Raw genomic sequence first — 18,969 nt, 5'->3', positions numbered from 1 at the left:
GGAGGTTCGCTCCTCCGGGCGGGCCCGTTGTCGCTCTACACTGCGGATATGGCGGCGCGCCGCGAGTTCGGGGGCATCGAGGTCGGTCTCACCAACCTCGACAAGGTGCTGTATCCGGCGACCGGCACCACCAAGGGGGAGGTGATCGACTACTTCACCGCCATCGCCCCGGCGCTTTTGCCGCATATCGCCGACCGCGCGGTGACGCGTAAGCGCTGGCCCAACGGGGTGCAAGAAACCGCGTTCTTCGAGAAGAACCTGCCCACCCATGCCCCGAAGTGGATCCGGCGCGAGGCGGTCGAGCATTCGGATCGGCGGGTGCAGTATCCGGTCATCGATTCGGTGGCCGGTATGGCCTGGCTCGGTCAACAAGCCGCGCTGGAAATCCATGTGCCGCAATGGCGTTTCGTCGACGGTGCCCGCGGACCGGTGACCCGGCTGGTCTTCGATCTGGACCCTGGACCGGGCGTGGAACTGGCCGAATGCGCGCAGGTGGCGCTGTGGATCCGCGAGACCGTGCGCGATGTGGGCCTGGACGCTTATCCGGTGACCAGCGGCAGTAAGGGCATTCATGTATACGTGCCGCTGGATCGGGAACTGAGTCCCGGCGGTGCGTCCACCGTCGCCAAACAGCTGGCCGTCGGCCTGGAGAAGGTGCATCCGAAGCTGGTCACGGCCACGATGGCGAAGGCGGCACGCCCGGGCAAGATCTTCCTCGACTGGAGTCAGAACAACCCGTCCAAGACCACCATCGCGCCGTACTCGCTGCGCGGGCGCGAGTATCCGACAGTTGCGGCGCCACGTACCTGGGACGAGATCGCGGATCGAAAAGCGTTGCGGCATCTGCGTTTCGACGAGGTACTCGAGCGATTCCAGGACAGCGGCGATCTGCTGGGCGGACTCGATCCCGCGGAGGCGGCTGGCCCGGACCCGCTGCGAACCTACCGGTCGATGCGTGATCCGTCGCGGACACCGGAACCCGTTCCGAGTGCGTCCGGGAAATCTCGGAAGGGAACCGGTGCGTCGGGATCGTCGACAGCCGGTGCCGCGACGAATGCGTCCGGAAGATCCGAAGCGGACTCGGTCGAACCGGACGTGGCTGAGCATCGGGATGCCTCGAGCGCTGCGGATCACGATGGCGGCCGTTTCGTAGTGCAGGAACACCATGCGCGGCGGTTGCACTGGGATGTGCGGCTCGAACGTGACGGTGTGCTGGTCTCGTGGGCAGTGCCGAAGGGCCCGCCGACCACCTCGTCCCAGAACCGGCTGGCCGTGCACACCGAGGACCACCCACTGGAGTACCTGGACTTCCACGGCAGCATTCCGCGCGGCGAATACGGCGCCGGGCAGATGACGATCTGGGACACCGGCACCTACGACACCGAGAAGTGGCGCGCGGACGAGGTGATCGTGCACTTCCACGGGGAGCGCCTGCAGGGCCGGTACGCCCTGATCCAGACCGATGGCAAACAGTGGTTGATGCACCTGATGAAAGATCAGACGCGGCAGCCACCCGAAGCACAGCCGGCTCGCGGAAGCGGGGCGAAGCAGTCGGGGACAGGGGCCGACCTGCCGCATCGGTTGTCACCGATGCTGGCGACTCCGGGAGATGTGGCGACGCTCGGGACGCGGGACTGGGCTTTCGAAACCAAGTGGGACGGATTCCGGGTGCTCGTGGAGATCGCCGACGGCACGGCGGTGGTGCGGTCGCGTGCGGGCCATATCGTGACCAACCGCTATCCACGCATGGGGGCGCTGGGGCGGGGACTGCGCGAGCACCGCATCGTCCTCGACGGCGAGGCGGTGGTATTCGACGACGACAACGTGTCGAATCTGGCACTGCTGCAAGCGAACAGCGCGAAAGCGATCCTGGTGGCTTTCGATCTGCTGTACCTGGACGGCACCTCACTGTTGCGCAAGCGCTTCTCCGATCGCCGGCAGCTCCTCGAGGCCCTTGCCGAGCACACTCCGGCGCTGTTCGTCCCACCACAACTGGAAGGTCCGGGAGAGCGAGCACTGCAGTACAGCCGCGAACACGGGCTCGAAGGCGTGGTGGCCAAGCGCAAGGATTCGATCTACCTGCCGGGCCGGCGTGGGCAATCGTGGATCAAGACCCGCAACTGGCGGACCCAGCAGGTGCTGATCGGCGGCTGGCGGCGTAGCGCCGCCCGGGAGTTCTCCTCCCTGCTGGTCGGCGTACGGCACGACGGCGACCTGTACTACATCGGCAAGGTCGGCGCCGGCTTCAGCGGCCGCGAACTCGCAGATCTGTCCGCCCGGCTCCGCCCACTGCGCCGCGAAACCAGTCCCTTCGTCAACGAACTCACCAGGGAGGAACGCAAGGACGCGGTATGGGCCACACCGAAATTGACCGGCCTGGTGCGGTACATGAACTGGACCGAATCGGGACGGCTGTGGCATCCGGGATGGTTGGGGATGGGGGACGAACAGCCGGATACGTGAAACCGGGGCAGCCGGAACCAGGACGGTACGACCGAGCGTACGGCGGGGCCGACCGCGGCCGACCGAGTGGATTGATCATCGGTCATCCAGCCCTCGGCCAAGAGCGCAGCGGGTGTATCCGGAGCCGCCGGCACGCTGGGCGGACAAGCAGGCGGCGCCGGATACACGGTAGGTCAGGTGCGCGTGATCAGTTCGTGGTCGTCTCGTACCACTTCGTGGTGCCCGCGGGGGCGGACAGCGTATTGATCAAGTCGATGCCCGCGACGACCAGCGTCGGCCCACCGGCGACGATGGTGCCGATGATCGCCCCGACGCTGGCGCCGGTGATGAATCCCGGGATTGCCCCCACACCGCCGGCGGCCGCACCGACGACCAGGCCGATGACCGCACCGATGGCCGTCCCGACAAATCCTCCGATTGCCGTCGCCAGCCCGAACTGGGTCGCGAAGGCATTCATCGCGGACTGGTTCTCGTAGTTGGACGCCACCGGCTTCACCGGCGCCACCGGCGCCGGATGGGCTGCCGCCGCATCCTTTACCACCGTCAGATCCAGCACGCGTGCATCGTTGCGGATCTGGTGCGGCATCGGATATTCCAGACCGTCCTGCCGGAAGGACAGCGGGAGGGTGACCAGGGCCCGCCCGTCTTCCGCGGTCACCGCGACGGTCTTACCGTCGTCGGAGATGCGGAAAAATCCCCCGTCCAGCGTGGTTTCGACGGTGTTCCCCACCAGTTTCGTCTCGTAACGCACCTGCTCGGGTGCGCCGGTGTCGGCGTGTACGGTGCCGGCCCCCAGAACTACAGCTACCACTGCCGGCAGAACAGCGGCAGCGAACTTGCGCAGAATCATTCCGGTTCCAATCTTCATCAGGAAAAGAACACTCAGACAGCCGAAATCGGCGCGCGCGAAACCAATACCCCCGACGTATCTTTCTCACCCAGATGCGCGTAGAGCCGTGTCCGGCAAACTCACGAGGGTAACCGTACCGTCACTGGGTGATCGTGTGTGCCGAATGAACGTCGCCGACTTGGTCTTTCGCAAGGATAATGATGTTTGCCCGGTTTTACTCCAGTTTTGCTGTCGATTAGCTACCGGGTGGAAGTTTTCCGTGCTACAACAGCACGCCCAGCATCCCGGCACCGCTACACACCACGATCACCACGACCAGTGCGACGAAATCCGCGCGGCGGGCGCGCGCAGGGTGCGCGGTGAGCTCACCGGTGCCGCCGCGCGCGGTAATGGCCTCGCCGAGTTCACCCGCACGCCGGGTGGCGACGGCCATCGCGGCGGTGAGGATGTCGACCAGCGGATTCGCATCCGCGTGCGTGATACCGCCGCTCTTGGGGCGCAGCTTGCGGGCGGCGCGCAGGATGCGGATCTCGTCCATCAGCAGCGGCAGCCCGCGCAGCGTCAGCGCCACCACGACCGCCCATTCGTCCACCGGTATTCCTAGCCTGCGCAACGGCGCACCCAGTTTGGCGAGGGCCGGAGCGATCTCACTCATCGGTGTGGTCCAGGTGATCAGGAACGACGTGGTCAGCAGGATCAGCCCGAACAGCGTGACCTGGATATAGCGCAGCACTGCGGTGCCGCCGGTCGGGACCGTGATCAGCCCGCCCAGCACGATCAACCCCCAGAACCACCAGGGCAGCCGGGGCAGCGTACTCAGCGGCAGTCGCGCGATCAGGGCGATCGCCACCAGGAATGCGACAACGACACCGAGCACCGGCCAAGCCGGCTGGAGCATCAGCAGCAGGCTGATCAGGAATGCCGCGATCATCTTCGTCCCGGCCCACAGCCGGTGGATCGGGCTGTCCACGGGAACGACGCGCAGCAGCACGGTGCTCATCGCGCGCCTCCGATCGCGTCGGCGTCGCCGGGGCGATGGTGTCGTCGATGCCGAAACCGGCCGGGGCGATGGTCGGCCGGCTCGTCTGGGGGTGCGGACTCGGCTGTGCCGGGGGCGCGGTCGGGCTCGAACGAATGCGCCGCGGTGGCGGGCATCGTTTCCAGGATATGGCCGGATTGCAGGTGCACGGTCCGGTCGCAGACGCTCTCCATATCGGCCACATCGTGCGAGATGACGATCAGCGTCTGGCCCGAATCGCGCAGCCGTGCGAGCAGCTCCACCACCTCGGCGCGGCCTTGTGGGTCCAGTCCGGCCAGCGGTTCGTCGAGCACCACCAGCTGTGGGCGGCTGGCCACGATCGCGGCCAGCACCACGCGCTTGGCCTGTCCGCCGGAGAGCTCCTCGATCGAGCGGGAGGTCATGGTGCGGTCCAGTCCGACCGCGTCCAGCGCCCGTCCGACCGCACCGGAGCCGGTGCCGTGCCCACCCCAGTCCTCGATCTCGGCGCCGACGGTCTGGCGCTGCAGTTGCAACCGGGAATGCTGGAAGGCCAGCTCGACCGCGCCGATCCGCTTGTGCACGGGCCGTGACCCGGTGTGGTCGCACAGCATGCAGCTCCCGGAGGTCGGGACCACCAAGCCGGCCATGATCCACGCGAGGGTCGATTTACCCGAGCCGTTGCCGCCGACCACCAGCAACGTCTCGCCCCGGTGCACGGTGAGATCCACCCCGTGCAGCGCTTTGGCCGCCCACGGCGTGGACCGGTTGTAGGTGTGGCGCACATCGCGCAGTTCCAGCAGCGGTTCGCCGACCGGGCCGTGGCGCAGATTGCGCACCGGGCGCGCCCAGTTCGGCAGGTGGTCGACCTGGCGGCCGCCGGACAGATGGATCACCCGGTCCGCGGCTGCGGCGTCGGCTTCGTGGTGGGTCACCAGTACGACGCCCATGTTGTGTCGCGCGGGTAGCCCGGCCAGCAGGGTGACGAGCTCGCGGCGGCCGTCCGGATCGATCATCGAGGTGGCCTCGTCGGCCACCAGCAGCGCCGGGTTTCGGGCCAGTGCCGCGGCCACCGCCAGCCGCTGCTGCTGTCCGCCGGACAGGGTGGCGGTTTCCGCCTCGCCCAGACCACTGAGCCCGACCTCGCACAGCAACGCCTCGATATCCACGGCGTGGGCGGCCTCGGGGGGCAACCCCCACACCACATCGTCGGCGACCAGGACGCCGAGGGTCTGGCTTTCCGGTCGTTGCAGGACCAGTGCGGTGCCGCCGAGCAGACCGAGCCCGGCCGAACCGGGACGGTCGACGGTGCCGCTGGTCGGTGGGCGTCCGGCGAGCAGCCGGGTCAGTGTCGATTTGCCGGAACCGTTGTGGCCGACCACGGCGACGAATTCACCGAGGTTCACGGTGAGGTCGATATCGGTGAGCGCATCGCTGCGGGCCCCGGGATAGCGGAAACACACATCGTGCAGCCGCACCGGCAGTGGTGCGACGGCCCTACCGTCGGCCGGGGCGTCGAGCCGGTCTCGGCCCGGAAGCCATTCCAGCCGGTCCAGGACCGAACCGAGGACGAACCAGGAGAACACCGCGGTCATGACCACACCGGCCAGGACGCCCGTGCCGATGTAGAGCCACCACCAGTCCAGAACGGCATCGACGACCGAAACCACCGCATCGCCGGCCGATTCGAGCCGTGCCTGCCGGGACAGCAGATGGTCGATGCCCTGGGCGATGTTGTGGACGTTGTCGAAGACCAGCCGCCGCGAGGCGGAGAACAACAGCAGCATCCCCACCGAGAACCCGGCCCAGCACAATCCGGCCAATGTCGAGACGAACAGCACGGTGATCAGTCCGCCGCGCCGGCGCCGGACCGTGCCGACGATGCCGCCGATGGTGGCCGCACTCACCACCGTGGCTGCGGGGACGATGCCACCGGCCACGAAACTGACCAGGGTGGCGGCGACCGTCGCACCGACCAGGGCTCGCAACCGATACCGCTGTGACAGCAGACCCATCGGGACGGCGGCGACGAGATTGAGGGCGGCGGCGTAGGGCACCACCGAACCGAGGGTTACCAGGCCGACCGTCACACCGCCGAGGACAGCGGCGGTGGCGAGCTCGATGGGTCGCAGCGGGCCGTCGGCAATGCGCGGCTCGGCGCCGGGTGGTGGTGGCGCTGTCACGGCTCAAGTCTGCCAGTCTCGGCGCGGTACGGCCCCGCCCATGCCGGATCAGCGCGGCTGGATCGGGATTCGGCCGCCCATCGGCACCTGCCGCACGATCGAGGTGAGCCGCGATCCGTCGACCACGTGCAGCACGATCGCCGGGTCGGGTGCGTAGTCGATCGGCACCTCACCGGGGGTGTCCACTTCCCAGGCACACCCGATGGACGAGGCGACGCTCGGCGCCACCACCAGTGGCTTGCCGCCGAACAGGGTGGTGCCCATGGCGTGCATATGCCCGGCCAGGACGCCGAGGATCCGTTCGTCGGAGGCGACCAGATCCTCCAGCCGCTGCGGGTCACGAAGCCGGATCGGATCGACCACGGTCGAGTACATCGGCAGCGGCGGATGATGTAGCGCCAGCAGGACGGTCCCGTCGGCCGGGGTGCGGGCCAGCAGATCGTCCAGCCACGCATAGGTCTGTTCGCAGAGGGAGCCGGCACCCTCTCCGGGAATCGTGGAGTCCAGCAGTGCGACGGTGAGCAAACCGAGCGAGAAGGACTGATTGATCGGACCGTCGGACGCGGGCAGCTCCAGGACGGTGCGACGGAAATTGGCCCGGTCGTCGTGGTTACCCGGGAGAATGTGCAGCGGAATATCGGTGCTCAGACCCTTACAAGCCTGCTCGTACTGGGCGAGGCTGCCGCGATCTGTGATGTCGCCGGTCACCACGATCGCGTCCGGCCGCTGCGGTAATCGCTCGAGATAGCCGAGGACGGCGGCGACCCGCTCGGCATTGTGCGGGTCCGAATCGAAATGTGTATCGCTGACCTGTGCCAACAGCATCATGGCGTCCGCTTTCTCGTGGGATCGCACCGTTGCGCCCGTACCTTCTGCGGCCTGCGCGAATCTGTGGCTCCGGCCCTTCGCCTCGGTCGCCTGGCGTGCCCCTCGGGCACCAATCCAGCGTAGGCCCATGCCGATGTGCAGTCTGCATGACGAACGCCACCATTTATATCGGAAAGCTATAGGTTTAATGATCTAGCCAGCGTGATTCGCACCTCTGGTCACCTGCCCGGATCGTCTGTTGCCCACCCGGTCGTCCGCCGGGCATACGTGCACACCGGTTCGACGGTGATCACATCCGCGACCCGCACCAGTTTCGAAGGAACGACGCCCCCGTCGAAGTGTGTGGCATCCGGAACGAAGACAGCATCCACCCGATGCGCCTCCGCGATATTCCGCAACCGCAACCCCACATCGTCCACGTCGGCGGTAAAGGTAATGATCTTCCGCAGGTTGTACCCGAGCCTTCTTGCCAGCGAACGGATCTGAGTCTCATCCCACTGTTGCCGCACGCCCGAGATGTCGCGGCGCAGGAACCCGATCGCATCAATACTCAAGGCGCACCGCCCGATTCGCGGCGTATGTGGCACGTGTGGTCCCAGGTGTCGCAGCAGGTGCGGACGGCATGACCGCGTGCAGCCGGGCCAACACCAACTCACGATCCAGCTCCGCTTCGACCCGTGCAGGCCACCGCGTCTCGAGCTTGCGGCAGTAGGACTCGAACGCGAGCCGTCGCTGTACCGTCGCGACAGTCAGCTTCGGTTCACGGGGTGGCCACCAGCAGCCGAAGGTGATGACGATGCCGCAGACGGCGATCAGCAACGCGGTTGTAGCGGTGAACATGGTCAGCACACCTCACTTGCTGCGTACCCGACGGGATACTGACGCGATCCGGTGATCAAAACGGCTGCCTCTGTGATTACCCACCACGGCGTATCGTCTTCGAGTTCGCCGAGGTGTGGGATGACCACGACCTCGGCGAGGTGCTCCAACGCATGTTGTACGGCGATCAGCGCCGCCAACACTGCGGCAACGTCCGTGCGTACGGTGTACACGACTTCCAATCGGTGCGACACGATCAGTGCTTCGTAGATCGCCGGGTCATGATCCCTGTGGAGCAGAGTGACCGCTCTCCTTGGTGGCAATTCGGGCATAGCTCACCTACCTCGCGAAATTGTGCCGTCCGGAATATGTTGATGCAGAGCAGAATTGGCCGTTTCCAGCTGAGGCTGGCCTCGCTTCACCACTGTCTGCGAAGCCAGCACATCATCAACGAAGTTGCGGCACAATGTTCACCATGAATCTTCAGGGGAAGTCTGCTCTTTCCGCAGGGCCGAGCTCTGCGAGGGTTTTGTCGTCCTCCACCGTGAAGGTCGCGCACATTCACGGCGAAGGAGCTGTTGATGACTGAGACAGGCTCCACGCTCACTCGTCGCCAACTCGGCCGGTACCTGAGGGAGTACCGGCAGGGCAGCAACATGACGATCGTGCAGGCTGCCGATCTGATGCAGTGGAGTGAGTCGACACTGCAACGTCTGGAGACCGGCAACGCCGAGAAGATCCGCTGGCGCGATGTGAAGGACCTCTGTGAGCTGTACTCAGTGCCTGGTGAAACCAGCGAAGCGCTTATCGGCTTGGCGCGGCAGTCGCACGTGAAGTCGTGGTTTCATGAGTACGGCGATCTGATACCGGAGACATTCAACCTCTACGTCGGCATGGAGTCGTCCGCCCACAAGCTCACGACGGTGCAACCGGTGGTCTTGCCCGGTCTACTTCAAACCCCGGACTACGCGCGGACTCTCACTCGAAGTGTGTTTCCCGACGATACGAACGACGAACTCGATGGGCGCATCCGGTTCCGGACGCGTCGGCAAGCGATCCTTACCAGGAAAACGCGGCCCGTCGTCTTGGAAGCGGTTATTCACGAGACTGCCATCCGCCGGGTGGTCGGCAGTCCGGAGATCATGGCGAAGCAACTTCGGCACCTCGCCGATATCAGCACCATGACGAACGTCACCGTGCGAACGCTGCCGTTCTCTGCCGGGCTGCCGCTCGGAGATCCGGTGGGGCCGTTCGTAATTCTCGAGTTCGGCAAAGACAAAAATGACAGGCCGTTGGAGCCCACTGTCGTCTACGTGGAGAACTTCCTCGGCGATCTTTACCTCGAGAAGAAGGCGGCCGTAGACCGCTACCATCGAGCCTACGACGGTATCCAGCGCATGACGCTGGATGATGTGGCCAGCAGGAAGCTGCTGCGCCAGGTGGCAAGGGAGTATGAACGTGGACACTGAGTTGACCAGCGCGAACTGGTTCAAGAGCACCCGGAGCACCGGCGGCAAGGAATGCGTAGAGGTAGCGTTCTTGTCCGGTGATTGCGTCGGAGTCCGCGATTCGAAGAACCCGGCCGGCCCGGCGCTGGTCTTCGCCCCGGGGGAGTGGGATTCCTTTGTCGCGGCAGCGCAAAGCGGCGCCTTCGGCTCCGCATAGGTTCCGGTGCGACCGATGGCATCGTCCGGATACTAGCGCGGGGCGATAGGCAGTCGGTCGATTAGGCAGATAGTTGTGAGCGTCCACGTGCGTGCGAACTATCCAGCAGCAGTGTCCGAGATCTCCCCATAGAACGTTTGCTGGATATGGGGTCGACGTCGAAGGCTCGTTCGTCGTAAGCGACTTGATCCCGTAAGCCTCCGAGGGTTACCGGGTCGTTCCGCCGTTGGCTGCGCGGATCGCTCACGAAAAACTCTTCAGCAGCGCATTCGGGTCCTCGGTGATCGGCCCCGCCGGGCCGGTGAAGAAGTCGGTGTCCGGGGCGGCGGTCAAGGCCAGGCGGGGGTCGGTGCGCCAGGGGGCATCGACCGAGAGGGACCAGGAGTGCAGGTGGGTGCGGGCGTAGGTGCCGGATTTGTCGAACAGAGGGTCGCCGGCGATGGGGTAGCCGATCCAGGCGAGGTGTACTCGGATCTGGTGGCGGCGGCCGGTGATCGGGCGGGCGATGAGGACCGTGTGGTTCTCGGTGCGGCCGATGGTGGTGAATTCGGTGCGGGACGGGTAGTTCTTGCCGGCCAGTAGATCGCTGTCGGCGACCGTCCAGGTGTCGCCGTCGCGGTGAATGGTTTCGCGCGGCGCGGCGATCCGCACCCGGTTCTTGCGGCCCACACTCAAGGGCAGCTCGATGACGCCGCTGTCGGGCAGGTCGGTGGCGGTGGTGACGACCAGGTAGCGCTTCTCGGCGGTCTGCTTGTTGAACTGCCGGGTCAGGTCGCCGTGTGCGGAGAGTTCCTTGGCGAACAGGACCAGCCCGGACGTGACCTTGTCGATGCGGTGCACCGGATACAGGGTGACGCCCTCCGCGGCGGCCAGCTCCACTACATCGGTGTCGTGGCGTTCGCCGGTCACCGCGATGCCTGCCGGCTTGTTCAGGGCGAGGATCGCCTCGTCCTCCTCGACGAGGCATTGCTCGGCCAGTTGTGACCATCCCGTCTTTACCATGTCCACCGGCTCAGACTACGGGGTCCGCTCATGGCCGAATCGCGCCAGGAGGGCGGGGGTATCGCCTTGGCAGTGTGCTAGAGCCGGGTATTGCCGAGGAGCGCTGTGGCGGGTTTGCGGCGTAATCACACGACGACCGAACTGCCTTCGCAGCAACAGAACTCAGTCCGCCATAACGATCGCGCGCCGCCGCCCGTACTGATGCCGGGTCCACACATGGATCGCGCTGTGCCAGGACCCGCTGCCAGGTTGGGTTACAGTGGTCGAGCAGCTGCTCGAGCAGACGAAATACCACGAGGAGTTGACCGTGACGGTATCCAATCCCGACGCGAATCCCCGGATCACCGGTGAAGAATTCCTGGCTGCCGAGCCCGACGCATTCGGCGACGTCGAGATCGTGGACGGCGCCGTGGTGCGGCTGATGGCCCAGAGCGAGGCGCACAGCCGAGTCGTGCGTCGACTGGGGGCAGCGCTGGAAGATGCTCGCGATCCCGCGGGACCGTGCCTGCGTGTCGGGTCCGATGTCGCGGTCCGATTCGCCGACGCGGACGATCGCCGACCTGACCACCGGCTCAATGTCCGCTACCCGGATATCTTCGTGCGTGACTGCGAACCGTATGACGTCAACACCGTCCGGGACCACATCGCACTTATCGTCGAAGTCGTCTCCAAGAGCACTGTCGACGCCGACACCGGTGAGAAGCACAAGCTGTACGCGCGCACCGGAATACCCACCTATTTGATCGTCCACTTCGACAAGAGCTGGGAAACCATCGACCGTATCGAGGAGTATCGCCTCGACTGGTCCGGATTGCGATACATGCCGCACAAAGTCCACCGCACCGCCCTGGTTCTCGACGCACCGGTCACGCTCGCGATCACTTTCGAGGCACTCCACCGTCCCTGACAAACCGCCATCGGAGTCGGACCGCCTCGGGCTCACCCGAGCCCGGGCATTGCGCCGAGCGGAGGCGAGCACCGAATGCGTCCATTGGAGTGGAGCGCCCCGCCGCTGCTAGAACCACGCGTCGTCGAGGTCGGTAGTGGTGCGGTCCATCGCATCCAGCAGATCGAAAAGCGGTGCCGTTCGCGGCAATTCCCAGTGGAAGAAGTAGCGGGCGGCTACCCGCTTTCCGCGGTGGAAGTCTTCGGTTCCGTTGTTGGCTGCGATGGCTTGTTCCAGCCAGATCCAGGCCAGCACCACATGGCCGAAGGCTTCCAGGTAGGCCGACGAATTCGCCAGTGCTGCTTCCGGATCGGCGTCGCGCCAGACGGTGGCGGTGGTGGTGGCGATGCGCCCGGTCGCGGCGGCGAGGGCGTCGGCGAAATCGCCGAGTTCTCCGTCACCGGTGGCGCGGGCCCGGTCGACCGTTTCGCCGATGGTGTCCAGCAACAGTGTCAGTGCGGCGCCGCCCTCCGCGATCACAGCGCGACCGAGCAGGTCCAGGCTTTGAATACCGTGGGTGCCTTCGTGAATCGGGTTGAGGCGGTTGTCGCGATAGTGTTGTTCGACGTCGTAGTCGCGGGTGTAGCCGGCGCCGCCGTGGACCTGGATGGCCAGATCGTTGGCTGCCAGACACCACTGGCTGGGCCAGCTCTTCGCGATCGGCGTGAGCACCCGCAGCAGCAGGCCCGCGCGTCGCTCCTCCTCGGCGTCCACGGCGCTGTATTGACGGTCGATCAGGGTGCCGCAGTACAGCTGCAACGCCAACGCGCCCTCGGCATAAGCCTTCTGCGCCAGCAGCATTCGTCGCACATCAGGATGCCGCACGATGGGTACCTGAGCGGAGCTGCCGCCCTTCGCGGTGGCCGGCCGGCCCTGGGGGCGGTTGCGGGCGTAATCGAGGGCCTTGAGATATCCGGTGTAGCCCAGGGCCGTCGAAGCCATCCCGACGCCCAATCGAGCCTCGTTCATCATGTGGAACATGTAGGACAGGCCGCGACTGGGTTCACCGACCAGATAGCCGACCGCACCCGGTTCACCACCCGGGGTGAAGGCGCCGTCCCCGAAGACCGGGGCGGTGTTGACCGTGCCGCGCCACCCCATCTTGTGGTTGATCCCGGCCAGCACCACATCGTTGCGTTCGCCGACCGATCCGTCCTCGGCCGGAAGGTATTTCGGCACGATGAACAGCGAGATACCCCGCGTGCCGACCTCGGAACCGGGGATGCGGGCCAGCACCAGATGCACGATGTTCTCCGACAGTTCGTGATCACCGCCGGAAATCCACATCTTGCGGCCGAACACCCGGTAGGTGCCGTCGTCCTGCGGGACGGCCCGGGTGGTGATATCGGCCAGCGACGACCCGGCCTGCGGCTCCGACAGTGCCATCGTGCCCAGGTAGCGCCCGGTGAGCATGGGCCGCACGAAACGGTCGATCTGCTCCGGATTCGCGTGGGCGGACAGGAGATTCGCGTTACCGACGGTGAGCAGCGTGTAACTGGCGGTGGCCACGTTCGCGGCATAGAACCACGACATGCACGCGGTGAACACCGTGTGCGGGAGCTGCATCCCGCCTACCCGCTCGTCCATCGCGGCGCCGACCAGACCCGCCTCCGCGAACGCCTTCAACGCCGTGGCGACCTCGGGAATGATGTGCACCTGCTCGCCGTCGAAGGTCGGTTCGTGCAGATCGTTCGCGCGATTGTGCGGGGCGTAGTACTTCTCCGCCAATTCGCGGCTCAGCGTGAGCACCTGGTCGAAGGTTTCCCGGCTGTGCTCGCGGTAGCGATCGCGCTCGGTCAGCGCGGTGACGTCCAACCATTCGTACAGCAGGAACTCGAGATCGCGCGCGGACATGATGAGCGAATCCATGTCACCAGCCTTGTGCGCGAGCAGCGCCTGCGCAAGGGGCGGTCTCTCACTGCCTGTGACAGGTGTAGTGGGGAGGCCCGCACGGTACGGCCGTCGATCAGCGGGGCGTGGCGATGAGCGGGGCGAGAAAACGTTCCAGCAGCTCCCGCTCGTCGGCCTCGTCGCGGCCGGGGACAGTGAGCAGTGAGACGATGATCCGGGTCAGCCAGCGGCCCAGCTGTGCGGAACCGTGCGACTGTGCTGTGGCATCCGGCCGACCGGGCTCATCGGATCCCCGCTCCTGATCCGAACCCAGCAGCGAACCCCCGATGGCCTCGATGACCGGGGAGTTCTGCGCCAGATCCAGGGTCAGCCCGGCATCGCCGGGGTTGAACCAGGCGATGAGCAGCGGATCGGCCCGCACCATCCGCACACTGGCCAGCACCCCCGCGACCATTCGCTGCCCGGGATCGGCGATGTCGGCGATCTCCGCGCCTACCGCGGCACCGACCCGCCGGGCCTCCCGATGCACGTAGGCCAGCCGTACCGCGCGCCTGCTGTCGAAATAGCGGTACAGCGTCGCCCGCGAGCAGCCGGCCGCCTTGGCGATATCGCCCATCTGGGTCTCGGCGACACCGCGTTCGGCGAACAGTTCGGCAGCGGCGTCGAGAATGCGCTCGGCGGCGTGCAGCGACCGGGGCCGGTTCAGCCAGTCGCTCACAGCACGACCGGGACGTTGATCGGCCGCCGCACATAGCTGCCCTCGGAGAACACCACGCCGTCGATATCGACGGTGAACTCCGGGCAGCGGGTCAGCAGTTCCCGCAGCGCCACGGTGGCCTGCATACGTGCGGCGGCGGCACCGAGGCAGTGATGGTTGCCGTTGCCGAAGCTGAGGATATTCCGCGGATTCCTGGTGACATCGAGTTCCGCGGCGCCCGAACCATATTCGGTCTCGTCGCGATTCCCCGATGCGTACAGCATGAGTACCCGGCGCCCCGCGGGGATGGTGACGCCCTCGACCTCGACATCGCGCGTGGTGGTCCGTGCCAACCCCTGGACGGGGGAGGTGAGCCGCAGGAATTCGTCCACTGCACCGGGAATCAGGCTCGGGTCGTCGAGCAGGCGCTGCCGCTGTGCCGGGTTCTCGGTGAGCAGTTGTACCGCGCCGCCGAGATTTCCGGTGGTGGTGTCGTTTCCGCCGGTGATCATCGTGAAGGCGAAGCCGATGATCTGCAGTATCTCGCCGGCATCGCCATCGCTGCCCAGTCCCGATGCCACCAGATGGGAGATGGTGTCGTCGCCGGGGTTCTGTTTGCGCTTGTCGATCAGGGTGAGGAAGTACTGCGACAGTTCGCCGACCGCGTCCGCCGCATCCGCGACTCCGCCGGTTGCCGAGGCCGTGACGATGGCCTCGCTCCACTGGTCGAATGCCGCCCGGTCCTCTTCGGGGACACCGAGATAGTGCGCCACGACCATCGTTGGCAGCGGTTTGAACAGCTCCAGCGCGATATCGCCGCCGCCGGCCGCGCGCAGCCGCTCCAGCCGGTCCACCACGAATGCCTCGACCGCGGGCCGGACATCCTGTACCTGGCGGGGCGTGAATCCCTTGGCGACGCGGCGGCGGAAGACGGTGTGATCGGGCGGGTCGGTGAAGACGAACGGACGGTTCTCGCCGAGGCCGATAGCGCTGAGGTCCTGGTAGTCGACGGTGAGGCCCTGCGCCGAGGAGAACGTCGCGGGGTCGCGCACGGCGTCGTAGATGTCGGCGTAGCGGGACAGCACGTAGTAGTCGTCCTGCTCACGCCCGGACGGGACCACGTGATGGACCGGATCGTCGGCCCGCAATGCCGCGTACATCGACCACGGGTCTCGCCAGGTTTCGCCGGAGCGGAGCGAGAAGTGCGCTTCATGAGACAAAGTGGAGCTCATGTATCGACCGTAAGACAAACTCGTCCAGATGTCTATGGGCGAGCGGGTGTGCTGCGGCAAGGGGTGCGGGAACATCGCGTCGGGCGCGATCGGCGCGCGCGGGGGTGTGGGGGTCGGTACTGTGAGCTGATCGAGCGCCGAACCGGCACGAGGAGCGCCTATGCGAACCAGTCCAGCTCTGCGAGAAGTCTTCCGGCGCAAGCCAATCGACGAGATACAGGACGAGTCCGGTACGCAGCTCACTCGGGTGCTGGGGCTGTGGCAGCTCACCGCTATCGGTGTCGGCGGCATCATCGGAGCGGGGATCTTCGCGCTCGCCGGGTCGGTCGCCCACGACACCGCCGGTCCGGCCGTGCTCATCTCCTTCCTGATCGCCGGGGTCGCCAGTGCGGCCGCCGCGCTGTCCTATGCCGAATTCGCCGGGCTGATCCCGCGCTCCGGCTCCGCTTACACCTACGGCTACGCGGTACTCGGCGAGCCGGTGGGCTGGTTCATCGGCTGGGATCTACTGCTGGAATACACCGCGATCGTGGCGGTGGTGGCGATCAGTATTTCCGGCTACATCCAATTCCTGTTGGGGCAGTTGGATATCGGGCTGCCCGACTGGATGCTGGGCGCGCCCGGCACCGGTGACGGCCATGTGGTGGACCTGTTCGCGGCATTGCTGTGCCTGCTCATCGCCTACCTGCTCAACCGGGGCATGCGCGCGGCGGCGCGGTTCGAAACCGTCGTGGTGGGCATCAAGGTCCTGGTGGTCGTCGTGGTGGTCGTGGTCGGCTTCTTCTTCGTCGACTCCGCGAACTACCACCCGTACTTCCCGTTCGGCATGTCCGGCGCGGTCACCGGCGCCGCGACGGTCTTCTTCGCGGTCTTCGGCTACGACGCCATGTCGACCGCGGCCGAGGAGTCGGTGGACGCGAAGCGTCACCTCCCCAAGGCGATCGTGCTGTCGCTGGTGATCTCGATGGTGCTCTACGTCCTGGTGTGTCTGGTGCTCACCGGTATGCAGCACTACACCGAGATCGATCCGGACAGCGGGCTGTCTTCGGCATTCGAATCGGTGGGCCTGCCCGGTGTGGCGAGCCTGATCGCGGCCGGCGCCATCGTCGGCATCATGACGGTGCTGTTCACCTTCATGCTCGGCGTCACCCGGGTCTGGTATTCGATGAGCCGAGATGGGCTGCTGCCCCGGTGGTTTGCCAAAACCCACCCGGTGCGCAACGTGCCCACCCGGATCACCTGGATCGTCGGAGTCGCGGCCGCGGCCATCGCCGGACTGCTGCCGATCGGTGAGGCCGCCGAGCTGACGAACATCGGAATCCTGCTGGCCTTCATCGTGGTCTGCGTGGCGGTGATCGTGCTGCGCTATCGGCGGCCCGATCTGCCGCGGGCTTTCCGGACGCCCGGAATGCCGGTGGTACCGCTGGTCGGGATCGGCTTCTCGATCTGGCTGATCACCTATCTGGACCCGGTGACCTGGTTGCGCTTCGCGGTCTGGTTCGTGCTCGGCGGCATCGTCTACGTCGGCTACAGCCGCCGCCACTCGCTACTGGCCCGTCGCGCCGACGAGCCCGAGAACCCGCCCGCGTCCACCAGCTCGTAGCGATCGGTTCGAGATAACCGCGATATTTGCCGTATTTCCGGAATTTATCGTTTCGTTATATGAATTGGTGTGTTCGTCTTTGGCTTCTCTGTGTTCGTGGCGAATCATGGCTCCCCGGATCCAACGATCGACAGATCAACCGTGGTGTTCGACATTCTGCTCTCGCTACGAGAATCGGAGGAACGCATCATGGCAGGAACCGATGAGGGTCGATGTACCCACCCGCTGCACCGTAAGGCCAGGTCGGCCGCGGCAGCGTTGATGATCTCGGCAGGAATCGGGGCGACGATGCTGGCCACCGCCGGCCCGGTGCAAGCCCAATCTCCATTACCCGCCCCGGTCGTGCCGGGAATTCCGTTACCGCCACAGTTCACAATTCCCGGTCTGATTCCGCAAATGAATCCGGCGCCGCCGGAGCCCATGAAATCCATCGGTGAGCGGGCCCTGGAGGTCGCGGAAACCAAAGTGGGTTCGGCCTATCGCGGCGGCGCCACCGGGCCCGACGCCTTCGACTGCTCCGGCCTGGTGCAGTGGTCGTATCGGCAGGTCGGCGTAGACCTGCCGCGCACCAGCTATGCCCAGCTCGAGGCCGGTTCCCCGGTCTCGCTGGACACCCTGCAGCCCGGCGATCTGGTGTCGTTCTACGGCGGCGGCCATTCGGCGCTGTATGCCGGAGACGGCACCGTGGTGCATGCCTCCACCGGTGGTGAGGGTGTCGTGCGCTCGGCCATGGCGCAGATGCCGGTTACCGGGGCTCGGCGGTTCTGATCGCGGACGGGGTTCGACCCGCCGCCTGCTGCTCCGACATCGCCTGCAGACTCACTGCCGACGGTATCGATGCGGGCGGCGCGGTCGCCTCGTTGCCGGTGCGTCGGGTCGCCGGCGGCGCGGCTCGTGGCCAGGACCGGCCGCTCTCGGCCAGTTCGGGATCGACCGTGCTGGAATCGAATTCCTCGCTGTCGGGACTGCCCAGCTCGGCTAGCCCGACCAGGACGATGAGCGCGATCATGACCAGGGTGACCACCAGTACCAGCGGCGTCACCAACTCGACGGAGTCGACGCCGCTCGGTTCGGGCGGTGCGTCCATTCGGTGCGCGCTCATCGCGGCCATTCCGGTGTAATGCATTCCGCATACCGCGACACCCATGATCAGGGCCGCACCGGTGGCGGCGACATACCCCCGCACATGCAGCACGAACCACAGCGCCGCGGTCGCGGCAACCACCGCGATCAGCAGTGACAGGGCTACCAGCGCGGCGTTGTACTCGATATGTGCGCCCGCGTGCATCGCGTGCATGCCCAGGTAGTGCATAGCGGCCACGCCGAGGCCGGTGACCAGACCGCCCAGGGGCAGAGCGATCGTCTCGCGCTGCCATCGCACCACGATCGACAATCCCACCCAGACCACCGCGATGGCGATGGCTGCACTGAGCAGTGTGACGGGCACGTTGTAGCGGATGGTCACATCCTGGATCGCGAAGCCGAGCATCGCGGTGAAGTGCATGACCCAGATACCGGCACCGCCCAGCGAGACGGCCGCTGCGATCAGCCACGGTCCCTGTCGCCGCGAAGTTCTGGCATGCGTGGCGCAGCGCAAGGCCAGCACGGATCCGATGATCGACATCACGTAAGCCAGCACCGGGGTAACCCAGCCGTGGCTGAAATGGTCTAGCTCGATCACGATGTCTCCGGTGCGCTCAGGGGTTATCGATTCGTTACCGAACGATAGGGCACAACGGTGGTGGTCGGAAACCATTCCAGGGGTGCGTGCTCATGGTCCGAGGTGGCGTACTCACCGGTAGATTCGCAGGTGGGACACCGTATCAAGCTGTA

18 protein-coding genes are annotated in these 18,969 nt (G+C 66.0%); 6 read left to right on the top strand and 12 right to left on the bottom strand.

The genetic code is table 11. The features are described from left to right. The first annotated feature begins 48 nt into the window (after positions 1-48). A complete protein-coding gene (locus tag NV2_RS13510; protein WP_067873088.1) occupies positions 49-2,463 on the top strand; it encodes an ATP-dependent DNA ligase in 2,415 nt (804 codons plus the stop codon). Positions 2,464-2,650: 187 nt separating this feature from the next. On the opposite strand, the gene NV2_RS13505 is transcribed toward NV2_RS13510, so the two are convergent. From NV2_RS13505 to NV2_RS13475, 7 genes are all read right to left on the bottom strand, one after another. Further along, positions 2,651-3,331, bottom strand: coding sequence for a DUF8020 domain-containing protein (locus NV2_RS13505; RefSeq protein ID WP_245662588.1), 681 nt, complete (start codon positions 3,329-3,331; stop codon positions 2,651-2,653). Positions 3,332-3,575: 244 nt separating this feature from the next. Next, a complete protein-coding gene (locus NV2_RS13500) occupies positions 3,576-4,313 on the bottom strand; it encodes a CbiQ family ECF transporter T component (RefSeq protein WP_067872867.1) in 738 nt (245 codons plus the stop codon). Then, complete coding sequence (locus NV2_RS13495; protein WP_174550586.1) at positions 4,310-6,493, bottom strand: ABC transporter ATP-binding protein; 2,184 nt, start codon at positions 6,491-6,493, stop codon at positions 4,310-4,312. Before NV2_RS13495 ends, NV2_RS13500 begins: the two co-directional genes overlap by 4 nt. Before the next feature lie 48 nt (positions 6,494-6,541). Continuing rightward, entirely contained in the window at positions 6,542-7,348 is an 807-nt protein-coding gene (locus NV2_RS13490; protein WP_245662587.1) for a metallophosphoesterase, read from the bottom strand. 191 nt (positions 7,349-7,539) lie between these two features. Further along, on the bottom strand, positions 7,540-7,875 hold the full coding sequence (locus NV2_RS13485) for a hypothetical protein (protein WP_067872860.1): 336 nt from the start codon (positions 7,873-7,875) through the stop codon (positions 7,540-7,542). Further along, entirely contained in the window at positions 7,865-8,161 is a 297-nt protein-coding gene (locus NV2_RS13480; protein WP_157102888.1) for a hypothetical protein, read from the bottom strand. The genes NV2_RS13485 and NV2_RS13480 overlap by 11 nt, the downstream gene beginning before the upstream one ends. A gap of 2 nt (positions 8,162-8,163) precedes the next feature. Then, positions 8,164-8,472, bottom strand: coding sequence for a hypothetical protein (locus NV2_RS13475; RefSeq protein WP_067872854.1), 309 nt, complete (start codon positions 8,470-8,472; stop codon positions 8,164-8,166). Between the two features lie 249 nt (positions 8,473-8,721). On the opposite strand from NV2_RS13475, the gene NV2_RS13470 reads away from it, so the two are divergent. Both NV2_RS13470 and NV2_RS13465 read left to right on the top strand, forming a co-directional pair. Further along, positions 8,722-9,609 carry a helix-turn-helix domain-containing protein gene (locus tag NV2_RS13470; RefSeq protein ID WP_067872850.1) on the top strand — a complete coding sequence of 296 codons (888 nt, stop codon included), beginning with the start codon at positions 8,722-8,724 and terminating at the stop codon, positions 9,607-9,609. Continuing rightward, the gene (locus NV2_RS13465; protein ID WP_067872847.1) at positions 9,593-9,805 is read left to right on the top strand and encodes a DUF397 domain-containing protein; all 213 of its coding nucleotides are present in this window, start codon (positions 9,593-9,595) and stop codon (positions 9,803-9,805) included. Before NV2_RS13470 ends, NV2_RS13465 begins: the two co-directional genes overlap by 17 nt. 243 nt (positions 9,806-10,048) lie before the next feature. Here the strand turns inward: NV2_RS13465 and NV2_RS32690 are convergent, their stop codons facing one another. Beyond that, the gene (locus NV2_RS32690) at positions 10,049-10,807 is read right to left on the bottom strand and encodes an RluA family pseudouridine synthase (RefSeq protein ID WP_067873082.1); all 759 of its coding nucleotides are present in this window, start codon (positions 10,805-10,807) and stop codon (positions 10,049-10,051) included. A gap of 259 nt (positions 10,808-11,066) precedes the next feature. Here NV2_RS32690 and NV2_RS13455 point away from each other — a divergent pair, with 259 nt between their 5' ends. Beyond that, positions 11,067-11,714 (top strand): Uma2 family endonuclease, encoded by a 648-nt coding sequence (locus tag NV2_RS13455; protein WP_245662586.1) that lies wholly within the window; start codon positions 11,067-11,069, stop codon positions 11,712-11,714. Between the two features lie 108 nt (positions 11,715-11,822). Here NV2_RS13455 and NV2_RS13450 read toward each other — a convergent pair whose 3' ends face one another. From NV2_RS13450 to NV2_RS13440, 3 genes are all read right to left on the bottom strand, one after another. Continuing rightward, positions 11,823-13,622, bottom strand: coding sequence for an acyl-CoA dehydrogenase (locus tag NV2_RS13450; protein WP_067872844.1), 1,800 nt, complete (start codon positions 13,620-13,622; stop codon positions 11,823-11,825). Positions 13,623-13,719: 97 nt separating this feature from the next. Then, positions 13,720-14,322, bottom strand: a complete 603-nt coding sequence (locus tag NV2_RS13445; RefSeq protein ID WP_067872841.1) for a TetR/AcrR family transcriptional regulator — start codon at positions 14,320-14,322, stop codon at positions 13,720-13,722. Further along, a complete protein-coding gene (locus tag NV2_RS13440; RefSeq protein ID WP_067872837.1) occupies positions 14,319-15,533 on the bottom strand; it encodes a cytochrome P450 in 1,215 nt (404 codons plus the stop codon). Before NV2_RS13440 ends, NV2_RS13445 begins: the two co-directional genes overlap by 4 nt. A gap of 160 nt (positions 15,534-15,693) precedes the next feature. On the opposite strand from NV2_RS13440, the gene NV2_RS13435 reads away from it, so the two are divergent. Continuing rightward, positions 15,694-17,136: an amino acid permease gene (locus NV2_RS13435; RefSeq protein ID WP_067872834.1), complete on the top strand. Its 1,443-nt coding sequence runs from the start codon at positions 15,694-15,696 to the stop codon at positions 17,134-17,136. Positions 17,137-17,325: 189 nt separating this feature from the next. Then, complete coding sequence (locus tag NV2_RS13430; RefSeq protein ID WP_245662585.1) at positions 17,326-17,904, top strand: C40 family peptidase; 579 nt, start codon at positions 17,326-17,328, stop codon at positions 17,902-17,904. On the opposite strand, the gene NV2_RS13425 is transcribed toward NV2_RS13430, so the two are convergent. Beyond that, positions 17,882-18,817 carry an MHYT domain-containing protein gene (locus NV2_RS13425; protein WP_245662584.1) on the bottom strand — a complete coding sequence of 312 codons (936 nt, stop codon included), beginning with the start codon at positions 18,815-18,817 and terminating at the stop codon, positions 17,882-17,884. The two genes, NV2_RS13430 and NV2_RS13425, sit on opposite strands and share 23 nt — an antisense overlap. Positions 18,818-18,969: the final 152 nt, after the last annotated feature.

It is taken from the genome of Nocardia vermiculata NBRC 100427, assembly GCF_001613265.1.
In the GTDB taxonomy this organism is placed as follows: Bacteria; Actinomycetota; Actinomycetes; order Mycobacteriales; family Mycobacteriaceae; genus Nocardia; species Nocardia vermiculata.
This window is presented reverse-complemented; position numbering and strand designations above follow the sequence as displayed.

Excerpts from the sequence above, each read along its gene's own strand:
- NV2_RS32690 (WP_067873082.1), bottom strand. The coding sequence starts at position 10,807 with ATGGTAAAGACGGGATGGTCACAACTGGCCGAGCAATGCCTCGTCGAG.
- NV2_RS13450 (WP_067872844.1), bottom strand. The coding sequence starts at position 13,622 with ATGGATTCGCTCATCATGTCCGCGCGCGATCTCGAGTTCCTGCTGTAC.
- NV2_RS13500 (WP_067872867.1), bottom strand. The coding sequence starts at position 4,313 with ATGAGCACCGTGCTGCTGCGCGTCGTTCCCGTGGACAGCCCGATCCAC.
- NV2_RS13510 (WP_067873088.1), top strand. The coding sequence starts at position 49 with ATGGCGGCGCGCCGCGAGTTCGGGGGCATCGAGGTCGGTCTCACCAAC.
- NV2_RS13430 (WP_245662585.1), top strand. The coding sequence starts at position 17,326 with ATGGCAGGAACCGATGAGGGTCGATGTACCCACCCGCTGCACCGTAAG.
- NV2_RS13475 (WP_067872854.1), bottom strand. The coding sequence starts at position 8,472 with ATGCCCGAATTGCCACCAAGGAGAGCGGTCACTCTGCTCCACAGGGAT.
- NV2_RS13505 (WP_245662588.1), bottom strand. The coding sequence starts at position 3,331 with ATGAAGATTGGAACCGGAATGATTCTGCGCAAGTTCGCTGCCGCTGTT.
- NV2_RS13470 (WP_067872850.1), top strand. The coding sequence starts at position 8,722 with ATGACTGAGACAGGCTCCACGCTCACTCGTCGCCAACTCGGCCGGTAC.
- NV2_RS13480 (WP_157102888.1), bottom strand. The coding sequence starts at position 8,161 with ATGTTCACCGCTACAACCGCGTTGCTGATCGCCGTCTGCGGCATCGTC.
- NV2_RS13435 (WP_067872834.1), top strand. The coding sequence starts at position 15,694 with ATGCGAACCAGTCCAGCTCTGCGAGAAGTCTTCCGGCGCAAGCCAATC.
- NV2_RS13440 (WP_067872837.1), bottom strand. The coding sequence starts at position 15,533 with ATGAGCTCCACTTTGTCTCATGAAGCGCACTTCTCGCTCCGCTCCGGC.
- NV2_RS13465 (WP_067872847.1), top strand. The coding sequence starts at position 9,593 with ATGAACGTGGACACTGAGTTGACCAGCGCGAACTGGTTCAAGAGCACC.